Origin of the sequence: Paenibacillus flagellatus (genome assembly GCF_003217775.1) — a bacterium.
Classification (GTDB): domain Bacteria; phylum Bacillota; class Bacilli; order Paenibacillales; family NBRC-103111; genus Paenibacillus_AB; species Paenibacillus_AB flagellatus.
In genome coordinates this window covers 84,636-109,351 of the sequence record NZ_QJVJ01000016.1, presented here as the reverse complement: position 1 = coordinate 109,351, position 24,716 = coordinate 84,636, and the positions used below count along the sequence as shown (strand labels likewise).

The window sequence follows — 24,716 nt, the reverse complement described above, 5'->3', positions numbered from 1 at the left end:
AAATTCAGTATAGCGTGTCGTCCGCCGGTTGGAAAGGGGGAAGTCGTCACCGAAGACGCCGTAACGGCAAAAAGCCGTTGGCCGGGTTTCCGGCAACGGCGCGAACGGGCCGGGCGTGCCCGGCTTGCTATCGGTCCGATTACGACTCCAAGTGGGTTTTCAACGTTTCCACCATGCTATCTTGCAGCTGCTGCCCGCTATGCTCCCATATGATTTCGAACAGGACGCCGAGACCGGGCAGCGCTTTGTCGTCGCCGCCGATGGAGCCGTCGATCACTTCTTTCAGCTCGTCCGTCGACTTGTCGTGAACGCGTTGGATGATGGCTTGCCGTAAGCTTAAAATCATGGGTCGGACCTCCGGTTTCGTATTCTGATCCTTAATATGCGCACAACGTCCGGCGTTCATGTATCGGTCGCCGGGGCTGCTATGATGGGCAAGAAGCGTTGTGGTATAATAAAACGACGACAACTTCCGGACCCGGAAAGGAGCATCGGCATGAAAACGAAGCAATATGCCGTAATCGGAATGGGACGTTTCGGCTCGAGCGTCGCGAAGTCGCTCTACGAGCTCGGCCACGAGGTGCTGGCGATCGATTCGAGCGAACAGCGGATGCAGGACGTATCCGGCATGGTCACGCACGCGGTCCAAGCCGATTCGACGGACGAGGAAGCGCTCCGGGCGCTCGGCATCCGCAATTTCGACGTCGTCGTCGTGGCGATCGGGCAAGATATCCAGTCGAGCATTTTGACGACGCTTATCTTGAAGGAATTGGGCGTGCCGCTTCTGGTCGTCAAAGCGCAAACCGAGCTTCACGGCAAAGTACTGAAAAAAATCGGCGCCGACAAAGTCGTCTTCCCCGAGCGGGATATGGGCTTGCGAGTCGCGCATCATTTAATATCTCCGAACATTCTCGATTTTATCGAGCTATCGGACGACTACAGCATCGTCGAGCTGCGGGCGTCGCCTTCGATGGTCGGCCAGACGCTGCGCCAGCTGGACATCCGGGCGAAGTACGGCTGCAACGTCATGGCGCTCAAGACCGGCGACAAAATGAACATTTCGCCGCACGCCGACGATTCGATCCGCCAGGACGACGTGCTCATCGTCGTCGGACAAAACGAGCAGCTCCGTCATTTGGAGCGCGTATTCGCCTAAATTGACGGAAAGAGGAGCACCGCATGAACCGACAAGAACCGATCCGTTCCGTAAACAATCCGCGGGTCAAAGGGTGGAGCCAGCTTCTCGATAAAAAAGGACGGGACAAGCGGGGCGCGTATATCATCGAAGGCGTCCATCTCGTTCAAGAGGCGCTGCGTCACGGAGCGGCGGTCGAGACGATTTTGTATTCCGAGCTTCGCGGCTTGCCGGACGAGATCGGACCGGCCGCCATGGAAGGCGCGGAATGCATCCCGGTATCGGAGCAAGTATTGGCCAAGGTGTCGGACACGCAAACGCCGCAGGCGGTCGTCGCGATCGTGGAGAAGGCGCGTCTGTCGGCCGAATCGCTGCTGGAACGGCGCGACGGCCTCGTCGTCGTCGTCGACGGCGTGCAGGACCCGGGCAATCTCGGCACGATCGTCCGATCGGCCGACGCCGTCGGGGCGACGGGCGTCGTTCTCGGGCGGGGGACGGTCGACCTGTACAATCCGAAGACGGTCCGCTCGACGATGGGCTCGCTGTTTCACGTCCCGGTCGCCGAAGCCGATCTGCTCCCGCTGCTCGCGGAAGCGAAGCGCCGCGGCGTCAAGCTGTTCAACGCGAGCCTGCAGGCGAGCCGGACGTGCTACGAGGCGGACTTCACGGGCCCGACGTGGATCGTCCTCGGCAACGAAGGGAAGGGCGTTTCGCCCGAGGTGGCGGCCCAAGTCGACGAGCACGTCATCATCCCGATGAAGGGGAGCGCGGAGTCGCTCAACGTGGCGATGGCCGCGACAGTGCTGCTGTTCGAGGCGATGCGGCAGCGGGGGCTGTAATGGACACCGATAGGATCGTTTGGTTTAAAACCTCGGACGGCAGCGAAATCCTTCTACGATAAGGGTTTGCTGCCCTTTGGTTGAGGTCGGACGGTTAACCGATAACCATTCTAGTTATAAATGGCTTCAAACAACGTCCCCACTTGTTCCGCCATAACACTAGGCGGATACGGCATTCCGTTCGTTAACCACCATTCCACTACCCCAACGTAAGCCGAGGCAACAAAATGAACAATAATCTCTTCGCTGACCTCGCTATGTTTCTTGTCCGTTTTACGGAGCTCCTTTTTGAACGCTTCCATTTGATACTCCAGGAATCGATTGCGAAAGTACGGTGCGCCCTTATTGGCCAACATCGTCGAAAAAAACAAGTAATGGCTTTCCAAGTATTCGAAACAGATTTTCGTTGCCGGTTTCCACTCCATTTCGCACACGGTTTCGTTCATTGTGCGGAGCTTGTTTTTACGATAATACATATATGTTTCGTAATACACTATTGTGTATTATATACGAGAAACAAGGCGAAATAAAAAGCAGGGTGGAACACGATGCGCATAAAAGATGCCGGCATGGCCGATCCTACGTTTTGGTTAAAATACCGGACGTTACAAAGGAGGAGGGCCAGTATGGAGACAGCCGGACAAAGCTGGCAGCATCAATGCCAGGAGATCCGCAACGCTTGCTCCAATAGCGACTGGAGTCAAGTCATCGAAGGGTGCAACGAGCTGATCCAATACGCTCGGCAGCAATCGGATGCTGCACCGGCAGCAGCCGTACCAAACAATGACAAACAGCAACAGCTATTCATTCAAGGGCATGCCGAGCAAGACTGATTCCACCTTTTTTTGCATGCCTGTGAAAAAGATAAGCTCGTTCCTGTAGGAGGTTACATTATGATTACCGCGAAGGCACGTGCCGTATTCCGTCCGGAAGGTCCGTTCAAGCTGACCACGATCGAGCGCAGGGAGCTTAAGCCGCAAGATGTCCTTATCGAGATTAAATATGCAGGCATTTGCCATTCCGACATCCATACCGCTCGCGGCGACTGGGGTCCTGTCAACTATCCGCTCGTTCCGGGACACGAGATCGCCGGAATCGTCACCCAGGTCGGTTCGGAAGTTACAAAATATGCGGTCGGGGACCGGGTCGGGGTAGGCTGTATGGTCGACTCCTGTCGGGAATGCGTGAACTGCCAAAGAGGGGAAGAGCAATATTGCCTCAGCGGCAATACGGGAACCTATGCGGCGATCGACCGGTACGGGCAATATACGCAGGGCGGTTATTCCACCCACATCGTCGTAACGGAAGATTTCGTGGTTCGAATTCCCGACGGCATGGAGCTTGACGTCGCTGCGCCGCTTTTGTGCGCCGGCATTACGACGTATTCGCCGCTGCGCCATTGGGGAGCCGCTCCCGGCAAGAAAATAGCCGTTGTCGGATTCGGCGGGCTCGGACATATGGCGGTGAAGCTCGCTCATGCGATGGGGGCTGAGGTTACGGTTTTATCCCAAACGTTAAAAAAGAAAGAGGACGGCTTGCGGCTTGGCGCGGACCATTATTATGCGACGAGCGATCCGGAGACGTTTAAGACGCTTGCCGGTTCGTTCGACCTCATCATCAATACCGTGAGCGCGAAGATCGATATTAACGCCTATCTGTCGTTGCTGGCGCTGGACGGTACATTGGTCAACGTCGGTGCGCCGGCGGAGCCGCTGCCGGTTCAGGTATTCTCCCTGATCCCGCACCGCCGCTCGTTCGCCGGCTCCATGATCGGTGGAATTCGCGAAACGCAGGAAATGCTCGACTTCTGTGCGGAGCATAACATCGCACCCGAAATTGAAGTGATTTCCGCGAATCAGATCGATGAAGCGTGGGAGCGCGTGTTAGTGTCAGACGTACGGTATCGATTTGTGATCGACATCCGCACGATGGAGAATGAATAACGTTCGGGCGTCATCAACAAGCCATTGTTTTCGGACAACGGCTTGTTTTCATTGGCGAAGCGATTGCCGAACCGGTTGGCACCGGTGACAGATGAGGAAAATCACAAATTGCAATCATGGAGGGTAAGACTGTCTCCTGTTAGACAGGGCTCGGCCTGTAGACCAAACTTCCCTGGGTGAAGTGGTCCGCAGGCTTTTATGTTATAGTAAAATAGGTTTGGGCTGAACACCGACGTCGGGTAGGACCGGAGGAGCCGGCCGCGATCCGGTTTTTGTGCCGGCCGCCACCTAAAGGCAGCGCGATGGAGGGGACCGAAATCATGTTCTTGCGAAGACTCGACTTGTTGAATAAAGCCGGAACGGACGGCTATCCGTTCGACATCCCGGCGATCAAGCATTTGACGTCGCTCGAATTCCGGACGAACGTTACGTTTTTCGTCGGGGAGAACGGGTCGGGCAAATCCACGCTGCTCGAGGCAATCGCCTATCAATGCGGGTTTCATACGGCGGGGGGCGGGCGCAACAATAGGTATGAGGTGGACGCCTCGGAATCCGCTTTGGGCAACCATATCCGGCTGTCGTGGCTGCCGAAAATAACGAACGGTTTTTTCCTGAGAGCGGAGACGTTCTACCACTTCGCCTCCCATCTGGACACGATGCCGGGAAGCCTCCGCTATTACGGCGGCCGGTCTTTGCACGAGCAATCCCATGGAGAAGCGTTCCTCTCGCTGTTCACCCACCGGTTCGGCAAAAAAGCGATCTACTTGCTGGACGAGCCGGAGGCGGCGCTCTCGCCCGCCAGGCAGCTGGCGTTCATGCGCATCATCAAAGACTTGGAGCAGGACGCCCAGTTTATGATCGCGACACACTCGCCGATTTTGCTCGGTTACCCCCGTGCGCAAATTTTTCATTTCGACGATCAACCGATCCGGGAAATCCGGTATGAAGATACGCTGCATTACATCGTGACCAGGCGGTTTCTCGAAAACCGGGACCGCGTCTTGGACGAATTGTTCGAGGACTGAGCCGGTCTATTGCTTGACGCCATATATGAACTGTTGTACTATTAAACCAATAAAGCCGATGGGAATTAATTAAATATACTGACCAGACAACTGGAAGTACATGTAACACTCGTTATTTTTGAGTGTTCTATGTGCTTTTTTTTATTCCTTCAAGGCCTTATCCTTCCGCGGCTAACTTGGCTCGGGTGAACAAGAACAACATCAAGACACTGCACCGGATCTTCACTCTTTGTCACGTTATTTTGCGTTTTCGCGACATCAACACGAAATCTACCAGGAGGCAAGCTTCTATGAAAAAACGGCATTTATTCGGCAATCTCGCATTTATGATTGTAATCCTTACGCTTCTTGCGGCATGCTCGAACAGCGGAAATTCGGCTTCCAACACGTCGGAAGCGAACGCCGCTAACGCATCTCCGGCGGCGCAAAAGTTGGATTGGCCCACGAAAAACATCGAATTGATCGTTCCGTTTACCGCGGGCGGCGTGTCCGACATTTTGGCCCGTTCCTTCGCCGAAGCGGCCAAGGGCATCATCGACCAGCCGATTACGATCAAGAACGTCGGCGGCGGATCGGGCACGGTCGGCAATTACGAGCTCGTCAAGGCGAAGCCGGACGGCTATACGTGGCTCTGGGCCGCCACGGGCCATATGTCCTCGGCCTTGCATATCACTCCGGCGCAATATACGAAAGACGATTTTACCATCGTCAACAAAGTCGGCGACATGGTCGTGACCGTCGTCGTTCCGAAGGATTCGCCGTTCCGAACGCTTCAAGACCTGATCGGCTACGCGAAGGAGCATCCGGGCGAGGTGACGGTCGGCAATCCGGGCGAAGGCACGGTCGTCGCGATGCTGGCTACCATGTTGGAGGACAGCGTGGGAATCAAGCTGCAGCACGTACCGTTCCAGGGAAGCGGTACGCTTCTTCCGGCCGTGTTGGGCAAGCACGTCATGGCGGGCTTCATGAACGTGCCGGAGATTCGCGGCCAAGTCGAAGCCGGCGACCTGCGCGCTCTCGCCGTTCTGAGCGAGAACAGGGTCGATCTGCTGCCTAACGTTCCGACCGGCGGCGAGCAAGGCGTCAAAGGCGTCACCGGCGGCGCGGGCCACTTCATTATCATTCCGAACAAAGTGCCGGACGACGTCGTTCAAAGAATCGACGAGCTGACGAAGGCCGTTTACGAATCGGACAAGTTCAAGCAATTGATGAACCAAGCGGGGTATCAGCTCGGCTACAAAAAGGGCTCCGACGCCAAAGCCGAAGTGGACGAGTGGTTCGTGACGACGGGCGAAATCTACAAGAAGCTCGGTCAGATTAAATGATGACCAAGACGGTGCGCAGGGCGAGGTTGTTGACGGCGCTTCTGTTCTTGGCGTCGGGGCTGATTACGATAGGACAATCCTATGAGTTGCCGTTCGGTTCGTTGCGCCAACTGAAACCCGGTTTTTTCCCGATCGTGTTCGGAGGGCTTCTGACGGGCTTAAGCGTCTTGATGCTGATCGGTCTGCTGGGAAGCCGTCCGCATCATACGGGTCCCGCCGAGGAACGCGAAGCGGACGAGCCCGTCCATTGGCGAGGTCTGTTGTCGTTCAGCGGAATATTCGCCTTGTTTTTGGCGGTATCGTATATGCTCGGCTTCGTGATCGCCATGTTCGCCGCTTTGGCGGCATCGGGCTTCGTGCTGGGACTCAGAGGATGGCGGCTTGCCGTTCTCGCCGTCGCGACGACGTCCGCGATCTGGCTCATTTTCGATGTATGGTTGGGGGTTACTTTGCCGCCCGGCATCTGGCTATAAGTTTCGATTGACGATGTTGGGGGGAGAACGGCGTGACCGGTATGGAAGATATATTCGCGGGTATATCGTCCGCGTTTTCGTTTTTTAATTTATTGGTATGCTTGCTCGGGGTGGCGCTCGGCACGCTGGTCGGCGTCTTGCCCGGATTGGGACCGGTAGGCGCAATCTCGATGCTGCTGCCGCTCACCTTCTCGATGGAACCGACTTCGGCGCTAATTCTCGTCGCGGGCATTTATTTCGGAGGGATGTACGGGGGCTCCACGACGTCGATTCTCGTGAACGTGCCCGGGGAGGCCGCATCGGTCGTGACGACGCTCGACGGCTATAAGATGACGCAGAAAGGAAGGGCGGGAGCCGCGCTTTCCATCGCCGCGATCGGATCGTTCGTGGCGGGAACGCTGGGCATGGTACTGTTGACCTTGCTCGCGCCGCCGATCGCCAAGGCGGCCTTAAAGTTTGGGCCGCCCGAGCAATTCGCGATCGTCCTGGTCGGCTTGCTCGTACTGTCGAGATTGACCGACACCTCCTTAATCCGGAGCTACATGCTCATCGCGTTGGGCGTAGTCCTCTCCTTGATCGGAATCGACCCGATGAGCGGTTCGCTGCGGCTCACGTTCGATTCGCCCTGGCTGATCGACGGACTGGACTTCGTGCCGATTATTATGGGGTTCTACGGCATGTCGGAAGTGCTCGGGGCGCTCGAGCAGTCGTATCAGAAGCCGGTGCGGGCGGATCTTTCCCTGAAAAAGCTGATGCCCACCAAGACGGAGCTGCGACGCAGCGCCGGCCCGATCGTACGAGGAGGCTTGCTCGGTTTCTTGATGGGCTTACTGCCCGGACCGTCCAATATATTGAGCACTTACGCTTCCTACGGCTTGGAGAAAAAACTGTCGAAGCATCCCGAGGAATTCGGCAAGGGGGCGATCGAAGGTGTCGCCGGCCCCGAATCGGCCAACAACGGCGCCAGTACCGGCGCTCTAGTGCCGCTGCTGTCCTTGGGCGTTCCGTTCTCGCCCCTGCCGGCGATTTTGCTTAGCGCGTTCATGATTCAAGGCATTACGCCGGGACCGCTCTTGATCAAAGACCATGCTTCCTTGTTCTGGGCGCTCATCGCGAGCATGTACATCGGGAACGTCATGCTGCTCGTGCTGAATCTGCCGCTCGTCGGCTTGTTCGCGAAGGTCGCGCATCTGCCGTCAAAGGTGCTGATGCCGATCGTCATGATGTTCTGCATGATCGGCGCGTATTCCGTCCGAAGCAGCATGTTCGACGTTATCGTACTCATGATCTTTGGCGTAGTCGGATACTTGCTGAAAAAAGCGAAGATGGAGCCGTCGCCGCTCGTGCTCGGGCTTCTTCTGGGCCCGGTGCTGGAAAACTCGCTCAGTCAATCGGCATTGATCTTCAGGGGAGACATGTGGCAATTGTTCAACCGTCCGATTTCCGGCACGCTGCTGGCGGTCGGTCTGGTCGTGACGGTCTGGCCGCTCGTGCGTCGTCTCTTCCAAGCGGTCCGGTCACGCCGGAGCGGCACCTGATCCTACGATAAAGGAAGGAAGCGGCTATGGAAATGATGCGGGAACGATACGATGTCGTCATTGTCGGGAGCGGCGGTGCCGGCCTCCGAGCGGCTTTGGCCGCGACGGAGCTTGGAGCCCGCCCGGTTTTGTTGACGAAAGGAGAGCCGCAGCGGTCGGGAGGAACCCTCTCGGCCCATTATTCGTTCTGTGCGGTGTTGCCCACAGCGAAGCCGGGGGACAGCCCGGAAGTATTCGCGGGCGATATTCTTCGGTCCGGGGAAGGAATAGCGGATCCGCGGCTTGTTCGCGTGCTAGCCGAACGAGCGGGCGATGCGGTTGCCTTCGCCGGACGGCTCGGGGTCGCGTTCGACCTGGAGGAGGACGGCTCGAAACCGCATCTCGGCTGGTTGGCCGGCCATACGTTCGCACGGGCGGTACACGTCGGGAACGCCGTCGGCCGCGAGATGGTTCGCGTCCTGGTGAAGGCCGTCAAGCAGGCCCGCATCCCGATTCACGCGTTCACCCACGCGATCGATTTGATCGTAGACGACGGAGTCGTGCACGGGGTCGCCGCTTATCATCAGCCGAGCGGCGAGCTTCGGATGTACGAGGCGCCGGCCGTCGTCGTGGCGACCGGGGGCGGCAGTCAAATATACGAATTGAACACGAATCCGTTCGAGGCGACCGGAGACGGATACGGGCTCGCGCTTCGCGCCGGCATCGAATTGACGGACATGGAGTTCGTCCAGCATTATCCGTCCGTCATGGTATCTCCGCCGGGGGCCCGAGGACTGATGTTCAATTCCGGAATATTGATTCCCAAAGGAGCGCGTTTGCTGAACCGCCACGGTGAAGATTTCTGGGACCGATACGGAGTCGGCCCGTTGCGGGAAGCGACCCGCGACGTCATGTCCCGGGTCATGTCCCGGGAGATCGCCGCCGGTAACGGAACGGATGCCGGCGGATTGTATATCAGCACGAGAGGAATGGATCCGGACGAATTTCCGCAAATGCAGCAAAGGCTGCTGGAAGACGTAGGCGTGGACCGGGACGCGGTGGACCGCGAGGTCGCTCCCGGTGCCCATTATTTCATGGGCGGCTTGCGCATCGAGCCGGACGCGTCGACGAGCTTGCCTGGAGTGTTCGCCGCAGGCGAGTGCTCGGGCGGCATCCACGGCGCGAACCGGCTGGCGGGCAACGCCTTGTCCGAGAACCAGGTGTTCGGCGCGATTGCCGGGCGAAGCGCCGCCGCTTACGCGTTGCGTCATCCGCTGCCGTCCTCCGGGACGGACGGCCGTGCCGTAGAGGAAGCGTTGGAACCGGTTCGGCGCATACTGAGCCGCGTATCCCGCGGCGAAAGCGAACTGAAGCCAAGCGAAGGCTGGGCGGAAGTCCAGTCGCTCATGCAGCGGGACGCCGGCGCGACCCGTACGGCGGAAGGACTGGAACGCGCGCTCAATCGCTTGTCTTCGCTGCGGGAGGAGCTGCCGGAGCGGCTCGGCCTTCGGGAGTCCTCGCTGGTTTATAACAGGGATGCCGGCAAGGCGCTGGAATTGCGCAACATGATCGATACCGGATGGAGCGTCGCCGCCTCCGCCTTGGAACGGCGGGAGAGTCGCGGGGCGCACGTGCGTCTGGACGCTCCGGAGAAAAGCGGCGAATGGGCTTGCAGCCTGGCGATCCGCCTGTCCGACGGCTCGGCCCTCATCCGAAAGCTGGCGAGGGAAGAGGGGGAGCGGACATGACGAACGGAAACGTCTTGACCTGCGAAGTGGCGCGCAAGGAATCGTCTGCGGCCGAGACCGTCTTTGCGCCTTATACGGTGCCGTATCGGGAAGGGATGACCGTTCTCGACCTGATGCGCTGCATTGCGGACGAGCTGGACGGGTCTTTCGCTTTCTACGACCATGCCTGCAAAAGAGGGTTTTGCGGAAGCTGCCTGGTGAAGGTCAACGGGAAAAACAGGTTGGGCTGCAGGCAGCCCGTGCCGGACGGGCCACTGCGCCTCGAACCGGCCATGAAAACGGCGAAAGATTTCTGGCCGGCCGACTAATCATGATCGAGAGAGAAGGAGCATGCAACCATGACCACGATATCGACGGCTTTCAGGGAGCGGGCCGCGTCGCTTCAACCGCAGCTGGTCGCGATGCGCCGGGAGCTTCACCGGTTTCCCGAATTGTCGAACGAAGAGTACGAGACGACATCCCGGATCCGGGCTTGGCTGACCGAAGCGGGCATCCGGCTGCTGGACCTGGATTTGCCGACCGGCGTTTTAGCCGAAGTGAAGGGCGCGCGACCGGGTCCGACGATTTTGCTTCGCGCGGATATTGACGCGCTGCCGGTGAACGAAGAGACGGGCTTGCCGTACACTTCCCAAATTCCGGGGAAAATGCACGCGTGCGGGCACGATTTCCATACGGTGTCGATGATCGGGGCGACGAAGCTGCTTCAGGAGCTTGCCGGCGAACTGGACGGCACGGTGCGCATTTTGTTCCAGCCGGCCGAGGAGCTGGCCGTCGGCGCGCGAGCGGCGATCGAGGCGGGCGTCCTGGAAGGCGTGACGGCCGTGTTCGGCATGCATAACAAGCCGGAGCTGCCCGTAGGTACGATCGGCATCCGCACGGGCCCGTTGATGGCGTCGGTCGACCGCTTCGAGATCGACGTCTTCGGCAAGGGAGGGCATGCCGGTATTCCCGACGCCGCCGTCGATCCGATCGTGGTCAGCAGCGCCATCGTAGGCGCGCTTCAGACGCTGGTAAGCCGAGGCGTCAGTCCGCATCATTCGGCGGTCGTGAGCGTCTGCAAGCTGCAGTCCGGTTCGACCTGGAACGTCATTCCGGATTCGGGCGTACTGGAAGGGACCGTCAGGACGTTCCAGCCCGAAGCGAGAAGCGCGATACCGGAACGGATGAAGCGGATCGTCGAGAGCGTCGCCGAGGGGTACGGGGCGCAAGCGCGGCTGCACTGGACGGCGATGCTGCCCGCGGTGAACAACGACGGGCGAATGGCCGCGATCATGCGGGCGGCCGCGGCCGCCCAAGGCCTCCAAGTCACGGACGCCATTCCGACGATGGGAGGCGAGGACTTCGCTCTTTATCAGGAACGCGTACCGGGCTGTTTCATCTGGATGGGGACCGGAGGTACGGAGCAATGGCACCATCCGAAATTTACGCTGAACGAAGACGCCTTGGCGATCAGTGCGTCGTACTTCGCCGAAACGGCCGCTCAAGCGCTGAAATCGGTCGGATGAGCGCCGGATCGTTGACGCGGGGGCTGGCCGAGCGGATCGTCCGTTCCGAGCCGCTGAAGGACGCGGGAGTCGCAGAAGCCGTGCGCGCGGCCGTGTTGGATTGGATCGCGTCGGCACTGGCCGCGGCTTCCGACACGGGGGCGGGGATGCTGCTCCGGGCACTCGGAATCGGCTCGGAGGGGCGGAATACGGGAGTCTCGTCCGTGCTCGGCTTCCGCTGTCGCGCGTCCGCGCCGGACGCTGCGCTCATCAACGGGTATCTAAGCCACGCACTCGACTACGACGACGTTCACGAGAGCATCCGGGGCCATCCGAGCGCGGTGCTGATGTCGGCGCTGCTGGCCGAAGCGGAGGAAAGGGGCTCGTCCGGCGCGGAGCTGATGGCGGCTTACGCCGTCGGGGCGGAGACGATGTGCAGGGTCGGCCTCGCGCTCGGCAACCGGCACTACGAGGCCGGATGGCATAGCACGGCCACGCTCGGGACGCTGGGGGCCGCGGCCGCATGCGCCCGGCTGGCCAATCTGGACGTCGACGCGACCATTCGCGCGCTAGGCTTGGCCGGAACGCAATCGGGCGGCTTGCGGGTTCACTTCGGAAGTCCGGTCAAGCCACTGCATGCGGGAATCGCGGCCCGTGCGGGCTTGTTCGCCGCCAGATTGGCGGCGACGGGCTTCTCCGGCGCGGCGGAGCCGCTGGACGGACCGATCGGTTTCCTATCGCTGTTCGGCGGAGAAGGCGCTCGTCCGGAACGGATCGCGGAAGCGTGGGGGCAGCCTTGGCAGATCGTCGAACCGGGGCTATGGTTCAAGCCTTATCCTTGCTGTTCCGCCGCTCATCACGCGGCGGACGCGGCGCTCGCGATCCGATCGGCGCGCGAATTCGCAGCCGAAGACGTCGTTCGGGCGGAAGTCGTCTATCCGCCCGGAGGAGACGCCGCGCTCGTCGTGCGAGAGCCGAAGACCGGGGCGGAAGGGCGGTTCAGCGCCGAGTACGTCGTTGCGGCGGCGCTGTCCGACGGGGAGTTGGGCATCGGGACGTTCTCCGAGCGCCCGATTCGCGCGGATCTGGCGGCGCTTGCGGCCAAAGTAAGCCGCCGCTACGACGCGGATCTGGCGCCGGCGCCGAACGCGATGCCGAAGGGCCGATTTACGGTGCTCCGCGTCGAGCTCGCGGACGGAACGACGCTGACGGAACGGGTCGACTGCCCGCGAGGCTCTCCGGGCCGTCCGCTGTCGAAGGAAGAGCGGGCGGCCAAGTTCGCTGATGCCGCAAGGCGCATGCCTGACGCGTGGAGACGATTGCCGGACAAGATTAGCCGGCTTGAACGGATAGAGAACTTATCGAACTTTATTCCAGACATCTAGGAGGACGACAACATGCCGTCACATGTCATCGATATGATCATGCTTCAGAACAATTTCGGCACGGCGGAGATGCGCCAAGTCTGGGCGGACGAGAACCGGCTGCAGAAGCATCTGGACGTCGAAGCGGCGCTCGCGCTCGCGGAAGCGGAGTTGGGGCTCGTGCCGGCCGAAGCGGCGGAGACGATCGCCGCCAAAGCGAAGGTCGAGCTGATGAACATTCAGGAGATCGCCCGGGACGTGTTGAAGGTCAAGCATTCCTTGATGCCGACGCTGAAAGCGCTGCAGAAGCTGTGCGGACCCGAACACGGAGAGTGGGTGCATTACGGCGCGACGACGCAGGATATCGTCGATACGGGGATGATGCTTCAGCTTCAAGAAGCTCACCGCATCATCGTGAGGGATCTTCGGACCGTTGCCCGCGAGCTGGCCAAGCTGGCGCGCGAGCATCGGGCGACGCCGATGGCGGGGCGCTCTCACGGCATGCAAGGGCTTCCGACGACTTTCGGCTTTAAGGTCGCCGTCTTGCTCGACGAAGTCGTCCGCCACCTGGAACGGTTGCACGAAGCGGAGCCCCGGGTGTTCGCCGGTGTGCTCGGAGGCGGCGTGGGCACATACGCTTCTTTCGGGCCGCTCGGACCGGAGGTGGAACGCCGGACGATGGAACGGCTGGGACTGCAGGCACCGAACATTTGCTGGCATTCGTCGCGCGACCGGTCGGCGGAATACGCCGGCGTGCTCGGGATGATCAGCGGCACGCTCGGCAAGTTGGGCAACGAGTTTTACAATCTGATGCGCACCGAGATCGACGAGGTCGAAGAGCCGTTTTCTTCCGGGAAAATCGGTTCCTCGACGATGCCGCATAAACGGAATCCGGCCGCTCTGGAAGGGCTTGCGAGCCTGACCAAGCCGATCCGCTATAACGTCGCGCTTGTCCAGGAAGCGATGATCGTCGAGCATGAGCGCGACGCGATGAGTTGGCGCGGCGAATGGATCGCGCTTCCGGAAAGCTGCATCTATCTCGCGTCCCAATTGGCCTCCGCCAAAGCGATCCTCGCGGGCCTCGTCGTCAAACCGGACCACATGCTTCGCAACCTGAACCTGCTCGGCGGCCTGCTGCTCTCGGAGCGCGTCATGTTCGTGCTGGCGAAGCCGATGGGCAAGCAAACGGCGCACGAGGTCGTCTACGAATTGTGCATGAAGAGCGTCGAAGATGGGGTTCCTTTCCGCGAGGCGCTGATGGCCGACGCTCGCATTCGCGAAGCGATCGGCGAGGAGGAGCTGGAGAACCTGATGGATCCGGCGACGTATCTCGGCTCGGCTCCGGAAATCGTCGACCGGGTGTTGGCCGCGGCCGAGGCGGCGGGCTGGCTGCGGGAGGAGGAGGCGGAATGAGCGAAGATCGGACCCTCTCTTGGGGAGGGCTGCAGGCGGATCCCGGAGAGTACGCGGCCGGGAACGTCAAGGTAGCGGAGCTATCCCACCGCGGAGCCGTCGAAATTCCCGTCCTGATCGTCAACGGCGTGAAGCCGGGGCCTTGTCTCTGGTTGAACGGGGCGATCCACGGGGACGAGCTGAACGGCACGATGGCCATTCGCGGCTTGCTGCCGAAGCTGGACCCTCGGAAGCTGGCCGGCGCGGTCGTCGCCACGCCGATTTCCAACCCGCTTGCTTTTCAAGCGAGGAAGAAAAACACGCCGCAAGACGGGCTGGACATGGACATGCAGTTCCCCGGGGATCCCGCGGGAACGCTCTCCCAACGTCTCGCGCACCTGCTGTTCGAGAAGATCAGGAGCACGGCCACGCATCTGATCGATTTCCATACGCTCGGCACGCCTTACGACGCGCTGCCTTATACGGTGTTCAAGAGGCTGCCGGCCGCATCGGCGGACACTTGCGACCAGGCGGAACGAATGGCCCGGACGTTCGGCGGAACGGCACACTGCCGCGTTGATCTGGGCGGCAGTCTGAACGAGCTGCCGGGCAACGTGGCCGGTTTCCTCGACGTGCAGTGTCTGAAGCACGGCATTCCGGCCTTTATGGCCGAGCTCGGCTCGGGAGGTCGGATTCAGCCCGAGATGGTCGCCTTGGGGGAAAGGGGGATACTTGCGGTCATGCACGACCTGGGCATGTGGCCGGAAGCTCCCGAAGCCCGGGAACACCGCTCCGCGGCCAAGCCGCTCACGATCACGAAGCGACGGTTTCTCTACGCCGACCGGGGAGGCCTTGCGGTCGACGTCGCTCCGAGCGGCTCCGTCGTGCAGCCGGGAGAACGGATTTGCAGCATCGTCGATATGTTCGGCACCGTACAGGAAATTGTCGCCGAGCAGATGACGTATATCATCGCCTCGAGAAGCAACCCTCCTGTAGATACGGGTGACCGGGTAGCTTTCATCGGCATCGCATGGGAGGAGGACGAACGGCATGGCTGAATTTCGTCAAGCGGCCTTGAAGGACGCACCGGCGCTGCTCGACTTGTCGCTCCGCGCTTACGCGCCGATCCGCGCGCTCGGCATTCACTTCGCCGCCGCGACGGCGGACCTGGCCCTGGTGGAGAAGAACGTCCGGGAAAATATGTGCTTCGTGATGGAAGAGAAAGGCAAGATCGTCTCCACAATCTCGGCGAGGATGCCGTGGGGGCCGTCTCCGGGCCCTTACGGTGTACCCCATCTGTGGTGGTTTGCGAGCGATCCCGAAGCGGGGCGCAAAGGCATCGGACGCGAAATGATTACGTGGGCCGAAGAAGCGATGATCCGGGATACGCTCAAATCCCCGGCCGTCTCGCTCGGCACGGCGGACCGTCATCCTTGGCTGATCGATATGTACAAACGGCGCGGTTACGACATCCAAGGCTCCAAGGATCTGGGCAAAGGACATTTGACCGTCTATATGAAAAAAATACTGATCCCGAATGAGGGGCTAGGAGGACACTGATGGATCGCTTTTCCGTCGACGGGCTGCCCGTATTCGAGGCGCTGCGCAACCCGGTCATCGATCAGATCGTACGCCACTCGTCCGTTCGCGGCTTCGACCCGGAACGCGCGCTGCCCGAAGGGCTTGTCGAGACGATGGCCGCTGCGGCGCAAAGCGCGCCGACATCGTCCAATTTCCAATCGTGGAGCGTCGTCGTCGTCCGCGAACCCGAGAGGAAAAACAAGCTGCAGGAGCTGTGCGACAATCAAGCTTTTATCGGACAAGCGCCCCTGTTTCTCGTCTTCTGCGCGGATTCGAGCCGTCATCGGTACGTCACCGAGAAACAAGGATACCGTTTCGGTTCCGACTACCTGGAGCTACTGCTCGTCTCCGTCATCGACAGCGCCCTGGCGGCGCAGAACGCGGCGCTCGCCGCGGAAAGCTTCGGCCTGGGCTGCTGCATGGTCGGCGCGATCCGCAACCGGGCGCAAGAAGTCGCGGAACTGCTCCGTCTGCCGAGGGGCGTATTCGCGACGACTGGTTTGGCGGTGGGTTATCCTTCCCGTCCGAACAGCGTGAAACCGCGATTGCCTCAATCGGTCGTCGTGCATCATGAAACCTATTCGACCGAGCGCATGGATCGAGGCATCGCCGAATACGACGAACGAATGGCGCGATCGGATATATACAAAGGACGCAGAGTCCGCATTCCCGGCGTGACCCCGGAACCCGAACAGGATACGGGGCATTACGGATGGGCGGAGCATACGGCGCGGCGGATGGCGCGCGGCAACGAATTCCGGCGCGGGCTGGCTCCTTTCCTTCGGGAGCACGGGTTCGTGCTGGACTAGCCTTTTGCCGGACACGTTCATGAATGGACATCGCATGAAGGAAGGAGCCGGTATCATGAGCTCGGCCTTGGGAAGAGACTTGCTGTTTCAACTGCTTCAACATTACGGAGTGTCGCACGCGTTCGGGAATCCCGGGACGTCCGAGCTGCCCTTCATCGACGGGTTCCCGAAATATCCGGGCATCGAATACGTCACCGCGCTGCACGAAGCGAATGCGGTCGGCATGGCCATGGGCTATGCCAGGCAGACGGGCAAGCCCGGCGTCGTCATCCTCCATGTCGCGCCCGGCTTGGCGAACGGCACGGGCAACTTGTATAACGCGTACCGCGCCGGCATTCCGCTCGTTGTAATCGCGGGACAGCATCATACCCGCATGCTGATCGAAGAGCCGATCCTGGCTGGGGACCACGTCGGCCAAGTGCGCAGCATGACCAAGTGGGCGCACGAGGTACGGCACGCGGATGAGCTGCCGATCGCTCTGCATCGCGCCTTTAAGGTGGCGCTGACGCCGCCGCACGGCCCGGTCTTCCTGTCGATCCCTTACGACGTGTCGCTGGCGCCGACGGCGATCGACCGGATCGCTCCGCCCGCGAAGGTCGCCTCCGGCTTCGTCGCCGAGCGGGCGGCTCTCGAAGAGATCGCCCAAGTGCTCCTGGCCGCAAAACGGCCGCTCCTTGTGGCGGGGGACGGCGTCGGGGATGCCGGCGCCCATGACGAAGTCGTGCGTCTCGCGGAGCTGCTGGGCATCGGCGTAATCGCCGAGGGCATGCCGACGCGACAAAACGCGGACAACCGTCATCCCCTTTTCCTGGGGACCCTGCCGCTCAACGCCAAGCAAATTCGGCAATCGCTAGGCGGAGCCGACCTTCTCTTCTATGTCGGTGTCGGCGCCCAGGCGCCCGTGGCGCTTTACGACAACGGCGGAAGCTTGGTCTCCCCGGGGACGAAAATGGCGTACCTAAGCGACGATCCGTGGGAGATCGGCAAAAACGTCATCGGCGGCATCGGCGCTTGGGGCGAGCTGAAGGCGAGTTTAGCGGCGCTAATGGAAATCGTAAAAAAGAGTTCCGGTCCTTACCGGGATACGATTGCGGAAAGAAGACGGGAGGTCGAGGCGCAGGCGGGGGCCCGGAGGAAGAGACTGGCTGCCGCGTTGCTCGCGGACCGCGGCACCGGACAAATATCCGCCAAGCTTGTCGCGGCGGAGCTGGCGAAGCTTCTGCCGCCGGACGGCATGTTCACGATCGTAAACGAGGCGGTTTCGGGCGCGTCGGCTTTCTCCGATTACGTTCCCCTCTGGGATCCCAAGCAGTATACCGCCGGCAAGGGCGGGGGACTGGGCCACGGAGCCGCCCAAGCGGTCGGCGCGGCGATCGCCGATCCGGAACGGATTGTCGTGGGCGTATCGGGAGACGGCACTTTCCTGTATTACCCGCAAATTTTGTACAGCGCCGTAAAGTGCAATGCCCGCGTACTGTTCGTCATCGTAAATAACCGCGCCTACCACGTGCTGAAGACGGGAATGCAGGCGATGGGCGCTCCGCTCGGCGCCGATTCGCTGGATTGCCTGGATTTGGACGGTCCCGCGGATCTGGTCAAGATCGCGGAAGCCTTCGGCGTGGCCGCGGAGAGAGTGACAAAGCCCGACGAACTGGCCGACGCCTTGCGCAGAGGGTTGTACGCGGCGGGACCGTATTTACTGGACATATCGGTGACGACATGAAGGAGGCCGGGATGAACGCGAACTTATATATCAACGGACGTTGGATCGAGACGGAGAGAAGGATTAAGGTGGAAAATCCGGCCACGCTGGAAGAGGTCGGAACGGTCGCTTATGCGGGAAAAGAAGAAGCCTTGCTGGCGGTCGCGGCCGCGGAAGAGGCGCTTCCCGCATGGAGAAGCAGAGCGGCGGGCGAACGGGCGGCGCTGCTGATGAGATGGCATCAGCTCATTATGGAAAATAAGGAAGAGATCGCCCGCATCATGACGCTGGAGCAAGGCAAGCCGCTGCAAGAGGCGGTCGGCGAGGTCCTTTACGCGAACAGCTTCGTATCCTGGTTCGCGGAAGAAGCCAAACGCGTCTACGGACAGACGGTGCCCGCATCCGCGCCGAACAAGCGCATTCTCGTCCTGAAGCAGCCCGTCGGAATCGTCGCCGCGATCACACCTTGGAACTTTCCGGCAGCCATGATCACCCGCAAGGTCGGCCCGGCGATCGCGGCCGGCTGCACCGTCGTCGTCAAGCCTTCGGAGTTCACGCCGCTCACGGCGTACAAGCTGGCCGAGCTCGCGCACGAGGCGGGCATTCCGGCTGGCGTGATCAACGTCGTAACCGGCAACGAGCGCGAAATCGGCGAAATCTGGATGGCGGACGAGCGGGTGCGCAAAATTTCCTTCACGGGCTCGACTCGCGTCGGCAAACTGCTGATGCGTCAAGCCGCCGATACGATGAAGAAGGTTTCGTTCGAGCTTGGCGGGCATGCGCCGTTCATCGTGGCGCCAAGTGCGAACCTGGAGCTGGCGGTGAAGGAGCTTATCGCTCCTAAATTCCGGAACGCCGGACAAACGTGCATGTGCCCGAACCGGGTATTCGTTCACGAATCGATCCGGGACGCGTTCGTGGACCGGCTGAAGGCGGAAGTCGATAAGCTGAAAGTCGGGAACGGCATGGAAACGGGCGTAACCATCGGTCCGCTCATCAATCAAGCGGCCGTAGACAAGGTGAAGGAGCATCTTCGGGACGCACTGGCCAAAGGAGCGAAGCTGGTAACGCCGGAATACCCGATAAGCGGTAAGGGGTATTTCGTCCGGCCCGCGGTGCTTACGGATGTCAGCGACGACATGCTGTGCATGCGGGAGGAGACGTTCGGCCCGATCGCGCCGATCGCCACTTACCGGACGACGGAGGAAGTAATAAGAAGGGCCAATGCAACGCCATACGGCTTGGCGGCCTATGTGTTCACGCGAGACCTGAAAGAGGCTTTCCAGTTCTCGGAAGGCTTGGAGTACGGCATTGTCGGCTTGAACGACGGCTTGCCCGCCACGGCCCAAGCGCCGTTCGGCGGCATGAAGGAAAGCGGCATCGGCCGGGAGGGAGGACACTGGGGCATCGAGGAATTCACCGAAGTGAAATACGTTTCTTTGAACATTTCCGTATAGGAAAAAGTGCACCCTGTCAACGGGACTCTACTATAAGTATATGAAGGCGGCCTCAGTCCTGAATTCCGTGGGATGGAGGCCGTTTCAAGTTGTCTGTAGGCGCCGGTTGTTGTAAAGGGGATAGGCATCGATACGTGTGCCGATTTCGGCCCCTCCTAGGAAAATCCAGGGAAGATTTAGGTTGACTAATATAGGGGTGGGGGGTATATTGAAGATGGAGGAGGAGGTGAATGCCGGGATTGGAGGGGAGCCCGGAACCAACAGCGGAGCTCTATTTTTTTGCTCATTCATATACAATACAGGGGTATTGTAATTCGACCTTATTTATTTTATTTTCATCGAGGAGGAATCGGCATGAAAATCGCGATCGCGCCGCTCATCGGCGTCGGGGGGAATCGGTTCACCGCGGAGCAATGGAGGACGGTCGGCTCGGTCCTCGGCGACGAGGCGCACATCGAATTTACGCCTTTTCGGCAGCTGTACGCCGACGTGGAGGAGGAACGGTTCGACGACGTGCGGGACCGGCTGGCGGAAAAGGGCTTGGACGTCTACCCGGCCGGGTTTTTCTCGAAAAGCTTGATCGCCTGCCAATTTTGCCGGGGCGCCGAGGAGGCCGGGTTGTCGACGGCGCTCAAGCTGAACGAGCTCGTCGCGGGCCGCGCGCTTCCCCACCCGCTCAAAGTCGGCTACGCCGGATGCGCCAATGCGACTAGCGAGCCGCTGTTTCAGGATATCGGGATCGTCAAGATGAAGGACCGGTTCGATGTTTATTTGGGCGGGGACGGGAAATCGATCCGCGCTTCGGTCGGTCAGCTGTGGCTGAGCGGTTTGACGGAAGCGGAGCTGCTCGAGACGATTCCGAAGCTGCTCGCCCACTTCCGCGACAACGGCAAGAAGAAGGAGAGGTTTTCCCGGTTCGTCGGGCGGATGACGATGGAGCGGCTGCGCGAGGCCGTCCGGTGAAATTTTCCCGGACGTCTTTACGATCCGGTCCGGCCCATGTATAATGATTTAGGATGAAAGAACTAGTTGCGTGATGAAAGTCCCAATTGAAAAAGGCAAACTTATTGAAAGATAAGGACGCAAAGCCACGGGTCTAAGGCGGCAACGCGATGACGGCCGGGTTGCCAAAGGGAGCAAGGCGACGGCCTGCCGATCAAAGCCCCCTTCCGGGGCTTTTTTTAATGGGCAAAAACGGGCGGGGGATGAACCGGGATGGAACAAGAAGAGGAGCTGCGGCAGTTAATCGGGACGGTCGGGGCGAACGTGATGACCGGCTACTTGGGGATACCGGTGAACGTTTCGGAGCGGGTCGAAACGATGCGGACGGCCCCGAGCAAGGACGTGTCCGTCCATATCGAGCTGTTGGGCTCTTACGGCGGCAAGCTCGTCTTCTCGATGGAGGAGCCTACGGCCAAACGGATCGTCGGCACGATGATGGGCGGCGTCGCCGTCGAGGAGCTGGACGAGCTCGGGTGGAGCGCGATCCGGGAATTCGCCAATTGGTTCATGAGCGGGATCGCCACGGAATTCGCCAACCGCGGCTATGAGGTCAACATCAGCCATCCGACGGTCGGAGCCCGGCAATCGGCGCCAGAGGACAGCCGTCCGTTTCAGTTCATCCCGCTGCTCAGCCATGTCGGGACGATCGAAGTGTATTCATCCATTGCGTATCGGCAGCCGAACGAAGGAGGACAACGGGTATGGCAAGGATCATGATCGTGGACGACGCGGCATTCATGAGAATGATGCTGAAGCAAATCTTGACGGAGAACGGGCACGAAGTCGTGGCGGAAGCTTCGGACGGGAGGCAGGCGGTGGAGATGCACGCCAATGTCAAGCCGGACTTGACCACGATGGATATTACGATGCCGGAAATGGACGGCCTGGAGGCGCTGAAGACGATTCGAGGAAGCGATCCGAAGGCGAAAATTATTATGTGCTCCGCCATGGGGCAGCAAGGGATGGTCATCGAGGCGATCCAGTCGGGAGCGCTCGACTTTATCGTGAAGCCGTTCCAGAAAGACCGCGTGCTCGACGCCTTGCAAAAAGCGCTGAACCGGTAAACGGGCTCCGACGAGCCCGTCGTATCGAAAGGCGATTGACAATTCAAACTGTAACTAATATAATAACAGTAAGCAAACGGGAAGGGGCAGCGTCGGGTGAACAGCGAATTTACGATAGCGGTGCACAGCCTCGTCTTCTTGGCTTCCAGGCCCGATCGAATGGCTACCAGCGAGATGATCGCCCATAACGTCAATACCCACCCGTCGCGCGTACGCAAGGTGATGAGCTGCTTGCGCAAGCAAGGGTATATCTCGACGAAGGAAGGCATCGGCGGGGGCTACCTGTTCGACGGCGACCCGGAGCAAGTAACGCTTGCCGCCATATACCGCGCGACCTCGATCGGCTCGATCAAGCCGGGATGGTGCTCCGGGAACGACGAGGAGTCCTGCATGGTCGCCTGCAATATGGCCGACGTGATGGACCGCATTTTTTGCGAAGCCGAGCAGCAGCTTTTGACGTATTTGCAGCAGATGACGATTGCCGGCGTGCTGGAGCAGGTTCGGGCCGCCCAGCGGGGGAAAGGATAGCATTCCCTTTTTTACGGCCTAACTGTTACTGAATTAGTGTCAGATATGCGGTGTCCAAGTTGAAGAGAGAAGGTGGATGGCTATGGAACAAGGTTTCGACGGACGGATCGGAGTGGGCGATTGGATCAGCGCGACTTCTCCCGAGGACGAGAAATTGATCGGTTATGTCGAGTCCGTAAGCGGAGGCACATTAAAGGTACGGGTGACGCAGTGCGATCGTCCGGAGACGGTAGGTACGACCGTCGAGACGAAAACGTCGAAGGCGAAGAAGCTGCCGGATTACGAACCGAGCGCACCGGAGCAGCTGCGCGACCTGATCGAGCTGGCGCTCCTGACGCACGACAAGCCGTGGTTCGAGGAGCTGATGGCGAAGCTCGGCGCCGGTGCGGCTCCGTCTCCGGCAGGACGCCCCGGACGGGGATACCCGAACAGGCTGCGCAGCCGTTTGACGGGCAAAGCCTCGGGCGACGGGTCGGAAGCGTAACGTATTTGGAAAAAGCGGTGTAGACCGAATAGGAGACGAAAAGGAGCGGATGGAGATGGCGATTGTAACTACAAATGATGCCGGTTTTCAACAAACGATTCAAGACGGGCTGGTGCTGGTCGATTTTTGGGCGCCCTGGTGCGGCCCTTGCAAAATCATCGCGCCGATTTTGGAGGAGCTGAGCGCGAAAGTCGGGGACGCCGTCACGATCGCCAAGGTGAACGTGGACGATAACCCGGAATCGGCCGGCCGGTACGGGGTGATGAGCATTCCGACGTTGAAATTGTTCAAGGACGGCGTCGAAGTCGGCACGTACGTCGGAGCGCGCCCGCTCTCGGAGCTGGAAGCGATCTTGAAGCCGCATCTTCAATAACGGAGGAGTCTGCCACGAAACGCCCGGCATGGCCGGAGTCGAACGCCAACCGTTCAGGTTGGCGTTTTTGCCGTTGTTCGGAGAGGTTGCGACAGGCTCGGGGGCGATCAAAGTTTCGTATTGACAACCGAAAGGGGATCAACTATGATTAGATTATTACTTAATGTTAGTTAATAATTTTATGTAAGTTAATTATGAAGGAGGTTTATCATTTATGACAGTAACGAATTGGGCGGTAGACGCCACGCACAGCAGCATCGACTTCACGGTGAAGCACATGATGATCGCGAACGTGAAAGGGTCGTTCAAGTCGTTCCAAGCGACGGTTGAAGCGGACCCGCAAGATTTGACGACGGCGAAGATCGGCTTTCAAGTGGACGTATCGAGCATCGATACGCGCAACGGCGACCGCGATGCGCATTTGCTCTCCCCGGACTTTTTCGACGCGGAGAAATACCCGCACATCACGTTCCAATCGACCAAGATCGTCGGCAAGGGTGACGGCGAGTACGACGTTACCGGCGACGTGTCGATTCACGGGGTTACCCGTCCGGAGACGTTCTCCGTCACGTTCGAAGGCGCGGGCAAAGATCCTTGGGGCAACGAGAAGGTCGGCTTCAGCGCCCAAGGCAAAATCAAGCGGAGCGATTACGGGCTGACGTACAACGCGGTATTGGAAGCGGGCGGCGTCCTGATCGGGGACGATATCAAGATCGCGCTCGAAATCGAGGCGGTTAAACAGGCTTGACGATGATCGGGAAAACGGCGGCATACGGAGTAAATCCGGGGTTGCCGTTTTTTTCTTTTTGCCGCTTGACATACCCTTGGGGGGTATTGTATATTAACAGTGTGAGGTGAAACGTTATGGAACAAGCGACAATCGACACGAAGGAATCGAGCGAGACGGGCGCCTGCTGCGCGAGCGATCCGGGCGACGCCAGAAGAAGCCACCATTCGGACAAGATGAAGGCGAACCTGATTACCCGGCTGAACCGGATCGAAGGCCAAGTCCGGGGGATCAAAGGACTGATCGAGAAGGATACGTACTGCGACGACGTCCTGAACCAGATCGCGGCGATCCAATCGGCGCTGAACGGCGTCGGCCGGCTTCTGCTCGAGGGCCACATGAAAAGCTGCGTCGTCGAGAAGATACAAGCCGGCGATCCGGATATTGTCGACGAGCTTCTCGTAACGGTTCATAAATTGATGAAATCTTGAAACCATACTACTATACGGAGGGAATCGATATGCAAAACGTCAAACTGCAAGTGGAAGGCATGTCCTGCGGACATTGCGTCAGCTCGATCGAGGGGGCGGTCCGCAACGTCGGGGCCTCGGCGAAAGTGGATCTCGGCAGCAAAACGGTAACGGTCGATTACGACGAAGCCAAAGTATCGCTGGCGGCGATCAAGGAAGCGATCGAGGACCAGGGCTACGACGTCGTGTGACGGTTCATACGAAGAGGGAGCCG

General features: G+C 59.9%; 29 protein-coding genes and 1 riboswitch. Of the genes, 27 read left to right on the top strand and 2 right to left on the bottom strand.

Features of this window, described 5'->3' with window-relative positions; genetic code table 11:
• Positions 1-139: 139 nt before the first annotated feature.
• Positions 140-346, bottom strand: a complete 207-nt coding sequence (gene sspI / locus DLM86_RS27765; protein ID WP_110843327.1) for a small acid-soluble spore protein SspI — start codon at positions 344-346, stop codon at positions 140-142.
• Between the two features lie 150 nt (positions 347-496).
• Here sspI and DLM86_RS27760 point away from each other — a divergent pair, with 150 nt between their 5' ends.
• Together DLM86_RS27760 and DLM86_RS27755 are read left to right on the top strand one after the other, a co-directional pair.
• Entirely contained in the window at positions 497-1,156 is a 660-nt protein-coding gene (locus DLM86_RS27760) for a potassium channel family protein (RefSeq protein WP_110843326.1), read from the top strand.
• A gap of 23 nt (positions 1,157-1,179) precedes the next feature.
• On the top strand, positions 1,180-1,974 hold the full coding sequence (locus DLM86_RS27755) for a TrmH family RNA methyltransferase (RefSeq protein ID WP_110843325.1): 795 nt from the start codon (positions 1,180-1,182) through the stop codon (positions 1,972-1,974).
• A gap of 110 nt (positions 1,975-2,084) precedes the next feature.
• Here the strand turns inward: DLM86_RS27755 and DLM86_RS27750 are convergent, their stop codons facing one another.
• Entirely contained in the window at positions 2,085-2,420 is a 336-nt protein-coding gene (locus DLM86_RS27750) for a TetR-like C-terminal domain-containing protein (protein WP_245954969.1), read from the bottom strand.
• A gap of 180 nt (positions 2,421-2,600) precedes the next feature.
• On the opposite strand from DLM86_RS27750, the gene DLM86_RS27745 reads away from it, so the two are divergent.
• From DLM86_RS27745 to DLM86_RS27625, 25 genes are all read left to right on the top strand, one after another.
• Complete coding sequence (locus DLM86_RS27745) at positions 2,601-2,807, top strand: hypothetical protein (protein WP_110843323.1); 207 nt, start codon at positions 2,601-2,603, stop codon at positions 2,805-2,807.
• A 60-nt stretch (positions 2,808-2,867) separates the two neighbouring features.
• Entirely contained in the window at positions 2,868-3,917 is a 1,050-nt protein-coding gene (locus DLM86_RS27740; protein ID WP_110843322.1) for an NAD(P)-dependent alcohol dehydrogenase, read from the top strand.
• Positions 3,918-4,237: 320 nt separating this feature from the next.
• A complete protein-coding gene (locus DLM86_RS27735) occupies positions 4,238-4,942 on the top strand; it encodes an AAA family ATPase (protein WP_110843366.1) in 705 nt (234 codons plus the stop codon).
• 431 nt (positions 4,943-5,373) lie between these two features.
• Positions 5,374-6,267, top strand: a complete 894-nt coding sequence (locus DLM86_RS27730; protein WP_245954966.1) for a tripartite tricarboxylate transporter substrate binding protein — start codon at positions 5,374-5,376, stop codon at positions 6,265-6,267.
• Positions 6,264-6,740 carry a tripartite tricarboxylate transporter TctB family protein gene (locus DLM86_RS27725; protein WP_110843320.1) on the top strand — a complete coding sequence of 159 codons (477 nt, stop codon included), beginning with the start codon at positions 6,264-6,266 and terminating at the stop codon, positions 6,738-6,740. The genes DLM86_RS27730 and DLM86_RS27725 overlap by 4 nt, the downstream gene beginning before the upstream one ends.
• Before the next feature lie 41 nt (positions 6,741-6,781).
• The gene (locus tag DLM86_RS27720; RefSeq protein WP_110843319.1) at positions 6,782-8,278 is read left to right on the top strand and encodes a tripartite tricarboxylate transporter permease; all 1,497 of its coding nucleotides are present in this window, start codon (positions 6,782-6,784) and stop codon (positions 8,276-8,278) included.
• A gap of 26 nt (positions 8,279-8,304) precedes the next feature.
• Positions 8,305-10,005, top strand: a complete 1,701-nt coding sequence (locus DLM86_RS27715; RefSeq protein WP_110843318.1) for an L-aspartate oxidase — start codon at positions 8,305-8,307, stop codon at positions 10,003-10,005.
• A complete protein-coding gene (locus DLM86_RS27710; protein WP_110843317.1) occupies positions 10,002-10,313 on the top strand; it encodes a 2Fe-2S iron-sulfur cluster-binding protein in 312 nt (103 codons plus the stop codon). Before DLM86_RS27715 ends, DLM86_RS27710 begins: the two co-directional genes overlap by 4 nt.
• A 30-nt stretch (positions 10,314-10,343) precedes the next feature.
• Positions 10,344-11,510: an amidohydrolase gene (locus DLM86_RS27705; RefSeq protein ID WP_110843316.1), complete on the top strand. Its 1,167-nt coding sequence runs from the start codon at positions 10,344-10,346 to the stop codon at positions 11,508-11,510.
• The gene (locus DLM86_RS27700; protein ID WP_110843315.1) at positions 11,507-12,874 is read left to right on the top strand and encodes an MmgE/PrpD family protein; all 1,368 of its coding nucleotides are present in this window, start codon (positions 11,507-11,509) and stop codon (positions 12,872-12,874) included. The genes DLM86_RS27705 and DLM86_RS27700 overlap by 4 nt, the downstream gene beginning before the upstream one ends.
• Positions 12,875-12,886: 12 nt before the next feature.
• Positions 12,887-14,266 (top strand): adenylosuccinate lyase, encoded by a 1,380-nt coding sequence (purB, locus tag DLM86_RS27695; protein WP_110843314.1) that lies wholly within the window; start codon positions 12,887-12,889, stop codon positions 14,264-14,266.
• Entirely contained in the window at positions 14,263-15,303 is a 1,041-nt protein-coding gene (locus DLM86_RS27690) for a M14 family metallopeptidase (protein WP_110843313.1), read from the top strand. The genes purB and DLM86_RS27690 overlap by 4 nt, the downstream gene beginning before the upstream one ends.
• Positions 15,296-15,805, top strand: a complete 510-nt coding sequence (locus DLM86_RS27685; protein ID WP_110843312.1) for a GNAT family N-acetyltransferase — start codon at positions 15,296-15,298, stop codon at positions 15,803-15,805. The genes DLM86_RS27690 and DLM86_RS27685 overlap by 8 nt, the downstream gene beginning before the upstream one ends.
• On the top strand, positions 15,805-16,635 hold the full coding sequence (locus tag DLM86_RS27680) for a nitroreductase family protein (protein WP_110843311.1): 831 nt from the start codon (positions 15,805-15,807) through the stop codon (positions 16,633-16,635). The genes DLM86_RS27685 and DLM86_RS27680 overlap by 1 nt, the downstream gene beginning before the upstream one ends.
• A 55-nt stretch (positions 16,636-16,690) precedes the next feature.
• Positions 16,691-18,358, top strand: coding sequence for a thiamine pyrophosphate-binding protein (locus tag DLM86_RS27675; protein ID WP_110843310.1), 1,668 nt, complete (start codon positions 16,691-16,693; stop codon positions 18,356-18,358).
• An 11-nt stretch (positions 18,359-18,369) separates the two neighbouring features.
• Positions 18,370-19,794: an NAD-dependent succinate-semialdehyde dehydrogenase gene (locus DLM86_RS27670; RefSeq protein ID WP_245954964.1), complete on the top strand. Its 1,425-nt coding sequence runs from the start codon at positions 18,370-18,372 to the stop codon at positions 19,792-19,794.
• A 354-nt stretch (positions 19,795-20,148) separates the two neighbouring features.
• Positions 20,149-20,757: an NAD(P)/FAD-dependent oxidoreductase gene (locus DLM86_RS27665; protein ID WP_211326596.1), complete on the top strand. Its 609-nt coding sequence runs from the start codon at positions 20,149-20,151 to the stop codon at positions 20,755-20,757.
• 84 nt (positions 20,758-20,841) lie between these two features.
• A riboswitch (cyclic di-GMP riboswitch) is annotated at positions 20,842-20,926 on the top strand.
• An 83-nt stretch (positions 20,927-21,009) separates the two neighbouring features.
• Positions 21,010-21,513, top strand: coding sequence for a chemotaxis protein CheX (locus DLM86_RS27660; protein WP_110843308.1), 504 nt, complete (start codon positions 21,010-21,012; stop codon positions 21,511-21,513).
• Positions 21,498-21,860 carry a response regulator gene (locus DLM86_RS27655; protein ID WP_110843307.1) on the top strand — a complete coding sequence of 121 codons (363 nt, stop codon included), beginning with the start codon at positions 21,498-21,500 and terminating at the stop codon, positions 21,858-21,860. The genes DLM86_RS27660 and DLM86_RS27655 overlap by 16 nt, the downstream gene beginning before the upstream one ends.
• A 96-nt stretch (positions 21,861-21,956) precedes the next feature.
• Positions 21,957-22,388, top strand: coding sequence for an RrF2 family transcriptional regulator (locus tag DLM86_RS27650; protein WP_110843306.1), 432 nt, complete (start codon positions 21,957-21,959; stop codon positions 22,386-22,388).
• Positions 22,389-22,470: 82 nt separating this feature from the next.
• Entirely contained in the window at positions 22,471-22,872 is a 402-nt protein-coding gene (locus DLM86_RS27645; RefSeq protein WP_110843305.1) for a hypothetical protein, read from the top strand.
• A 55-nt stretch (positions 22,873-22,927) separates the two neighbouring features.
• A complete protein-coding gene (trxA, locus tag DLM86_RS27640) occupies positions 22,928-23,245 on the top strand; it encodes a thioredoxin (RefSeq protein ID WP_110843304.1) in 318 nt (105 codons plus the stop codon).
• A gap of 214 nt (positions 23,246-23,459) precedes the next feature.
• Positions 23,460-23,993, top strand: coding sequence for a YceI family protein (locus tag DLM86_RS27635; RefSeq protein WP_110843303.1), 534 nt, complete (start codon positions 23,460-23,462; stop codon positions 23,991-23,993).
• Positions 23,994-24,109: 116 nt separating this feature from the next.
• Positions 24,110-24,463 carry a metal-sensitive transcriptional regulator gene (locus DLM86_RS27630; protein WP_110843302.1) on the top strand — a complete coding sequence of 118 codons (354 nt, stop codon included), beginning with the start codon at positions 24,110-24,112 and terminating at the stop codon, positions 24,461-24,463.
• A 29-nt stretch (positions 24,464-24,492) separates the two neighbouring features.
• Complete coding sequence (locus DLM86_RS27625; protein WP_110843301.1) at positions 24,493-24,693, top strand: copper ion binding protein; 201 nt, start codon at positions 24,493-24,495, stop codon at positions 24,691-24,693.
• The last annotated feature ends 23 nt before the right edge of the window (positions 24,694-24,716 follow it).

Coding starts and splice junctions, on each gene's coding strand:
- DLM86_RS27625 (WP_110843301.1), top strand. CDS start 24,493: ATGCAAAACGTCAAACTGCAAGTGGAAGGCATGTCCTGCGGACATTGC.
- DLM86_RS27750 (WP_245954969.1), bottom strand. CDS start 2,420: ATGAACGAAACCGTGTGCGAAATGGAGTGGAAACCGGCAACGAAAATC.
- DLM86_RS27660 (WP_110843308.1), top strand. CDS start 21,010: ATGGAACAAGAAGAGGAGCTGCGGCAGTTAATCGGGACGGTCGGGGCG.
- DLM86_RS27715 (WP_110843318.1), top strand. CDS start 8,305: ATGGAAATGATGCGGGAACGATACGATGTCGTCATTGTCGGGAGCGGC.
- DLM86_RS27655 (WP_110843307.1), top strand. CDS start 21,498: ATGGCAAGGATCATGATCGTGGACGACGCGGCATTCATGAGAATGATG.
- purB (WP_110843314.1), top strand. CDS start 12,887: ATGCCGTCACATGTCATCGATATGATCATGCTTCAGAACAATTTCGGC.
- DLM86_RS27705 (WP_110843316.1), top strand. CDS start 10,344: ATGACCACGATATCGACGGCTTTCAGGGAGCGGGCCGCGTCGCTTCAA.
- DLM86_RS27675 (WP_110843310.1), top strand. CDS start 16,691: ATGAGCTCGGCCTTGGGAAGAGACTTGCTGTTTCAACTGCTTCAACAT.
- DLM86_RS27735 (WP_110843366.1), top strand. CDS start 4,238: ATGTTCTTGCGAAGACTCGACTTGTTGAATAAAGCCGGAACGGACGGC.
- DLM86_RS27680 (WP_110843311.1), top strand. CDS start 15,805: ATGGATCGCTTTTCCGTCGACGGGCTGCCCGTATTCGAGGCGCTGCGC.
- DLM86_RS27755 (WP_110843325.1), top strand. CDS start 1,180: ATGAACCGACAAGAACCGATCCGTTCCGTAAACAATCCGCGGGTCAAA.
- DLM86_RS27685 (WP_110843312.1), top strand. CDS start 15,296: ATGGCTGAATTTCGTCAAGCGGCCTTGAAGGACGCACCGGCGCTGCTC.
- DLM86_RS27700 (WP_110843315.1), top strand. CDS start 11,507: ATGAGCGCCGGATCGTTGACGCGGGGGCTGGCCGAGCGGATCGTCCGT.
- trxA (WP_110843304.1), top strand. CDS start 22,928: ATGGCGATTGTAACTACAAATGATGCCGGTTTTCAACAAACGATTCAA.
- DLM86_RS27745 (WP_110843323.1), top strand. CDS start 2,601: ATGGAGACAGCCGGACAAAGCTGGCAGCATCAATGCCAGGAGATCCGC.
- DLM86_RS27720 (WP_110843319.1), top strand. CDS start 6,782: ATGGAAGATATATTCGCGGGTATATCGTCCGCGTTTTCGTTTTTTAAT.
- DLM86_RS27670 (WP_245954964.1), top strand. CDS start 18,370: ATGAACGCGAACTTATATATCAACGGACGTTGGATCGAGACGGAGAGA.
- DLM86_RS27645 (WP_110843305.1), top strand. CDS start 22,471: ATGGAACAAGGTTTCGACGGACGGATCGGAGTGGGCGATTGGATCAGC.
- DLM86_RS27710 (WP_110843317.1), top strand. CDS start 10,002: ATGACGAACGGAAACGTCTTGACCTGCGAAGTGGCGCGCAAGGAATCG.
- sspI (WP_110843327.1), bottom strand. CDS start 346: ATGATTTTAAGCTTACGGCAAGCCATCATCCAACGCGTTCACGACAAG.
- DLM86_RS27630 (WP_110843302.1), top strand. CDS start 24,110: ATGGAACAAGCGACAATCGACACGAAGGAATCGAGCGAGACGGGCGCC.
- DLM86_RS27760 (WP_110843326.1), top strand. CDS start 497: ATGAAAACGAAGCAATATGCCGTAATCGGAATGGGACGTTTCGGCTCG.
- DLM86_RS27635 (WP_110843303.1), top strand. CDS start 23,460: ATGACAGTAACGAATTGGGCGGTAGACGCCACGCACAGCAGCATCGAC.
- DLM86_RS27690 (WP_110843313.1), top strand. CDS start 14,263: ATGAGCGAAGATCGGACCCTCTCTTGGGGAGGGCTGCAGGCGGATCCC.
- DLM86_RS27725 (WP_110843320.1), top strand. CDS start 6,264: ATGATGACCAAGACGGTGCGCAGGGCGAGGTTGTTGACGGCGCTTCTG.
- DLM86_RS27740 (WP_110843322.1), top strand. CDS start 2,868: ATGATTACCGCGAAGGCACGTGCCGTATTCCGTCCGGAAGGTCCGTTC.
- DLM86_RS27665 (WP_211326596.1), top strand. CDS start 20,149: ATGAAAATCGCGATCGCGCCGCTCATCGGCGTCGGGGGGAATCGGTTC.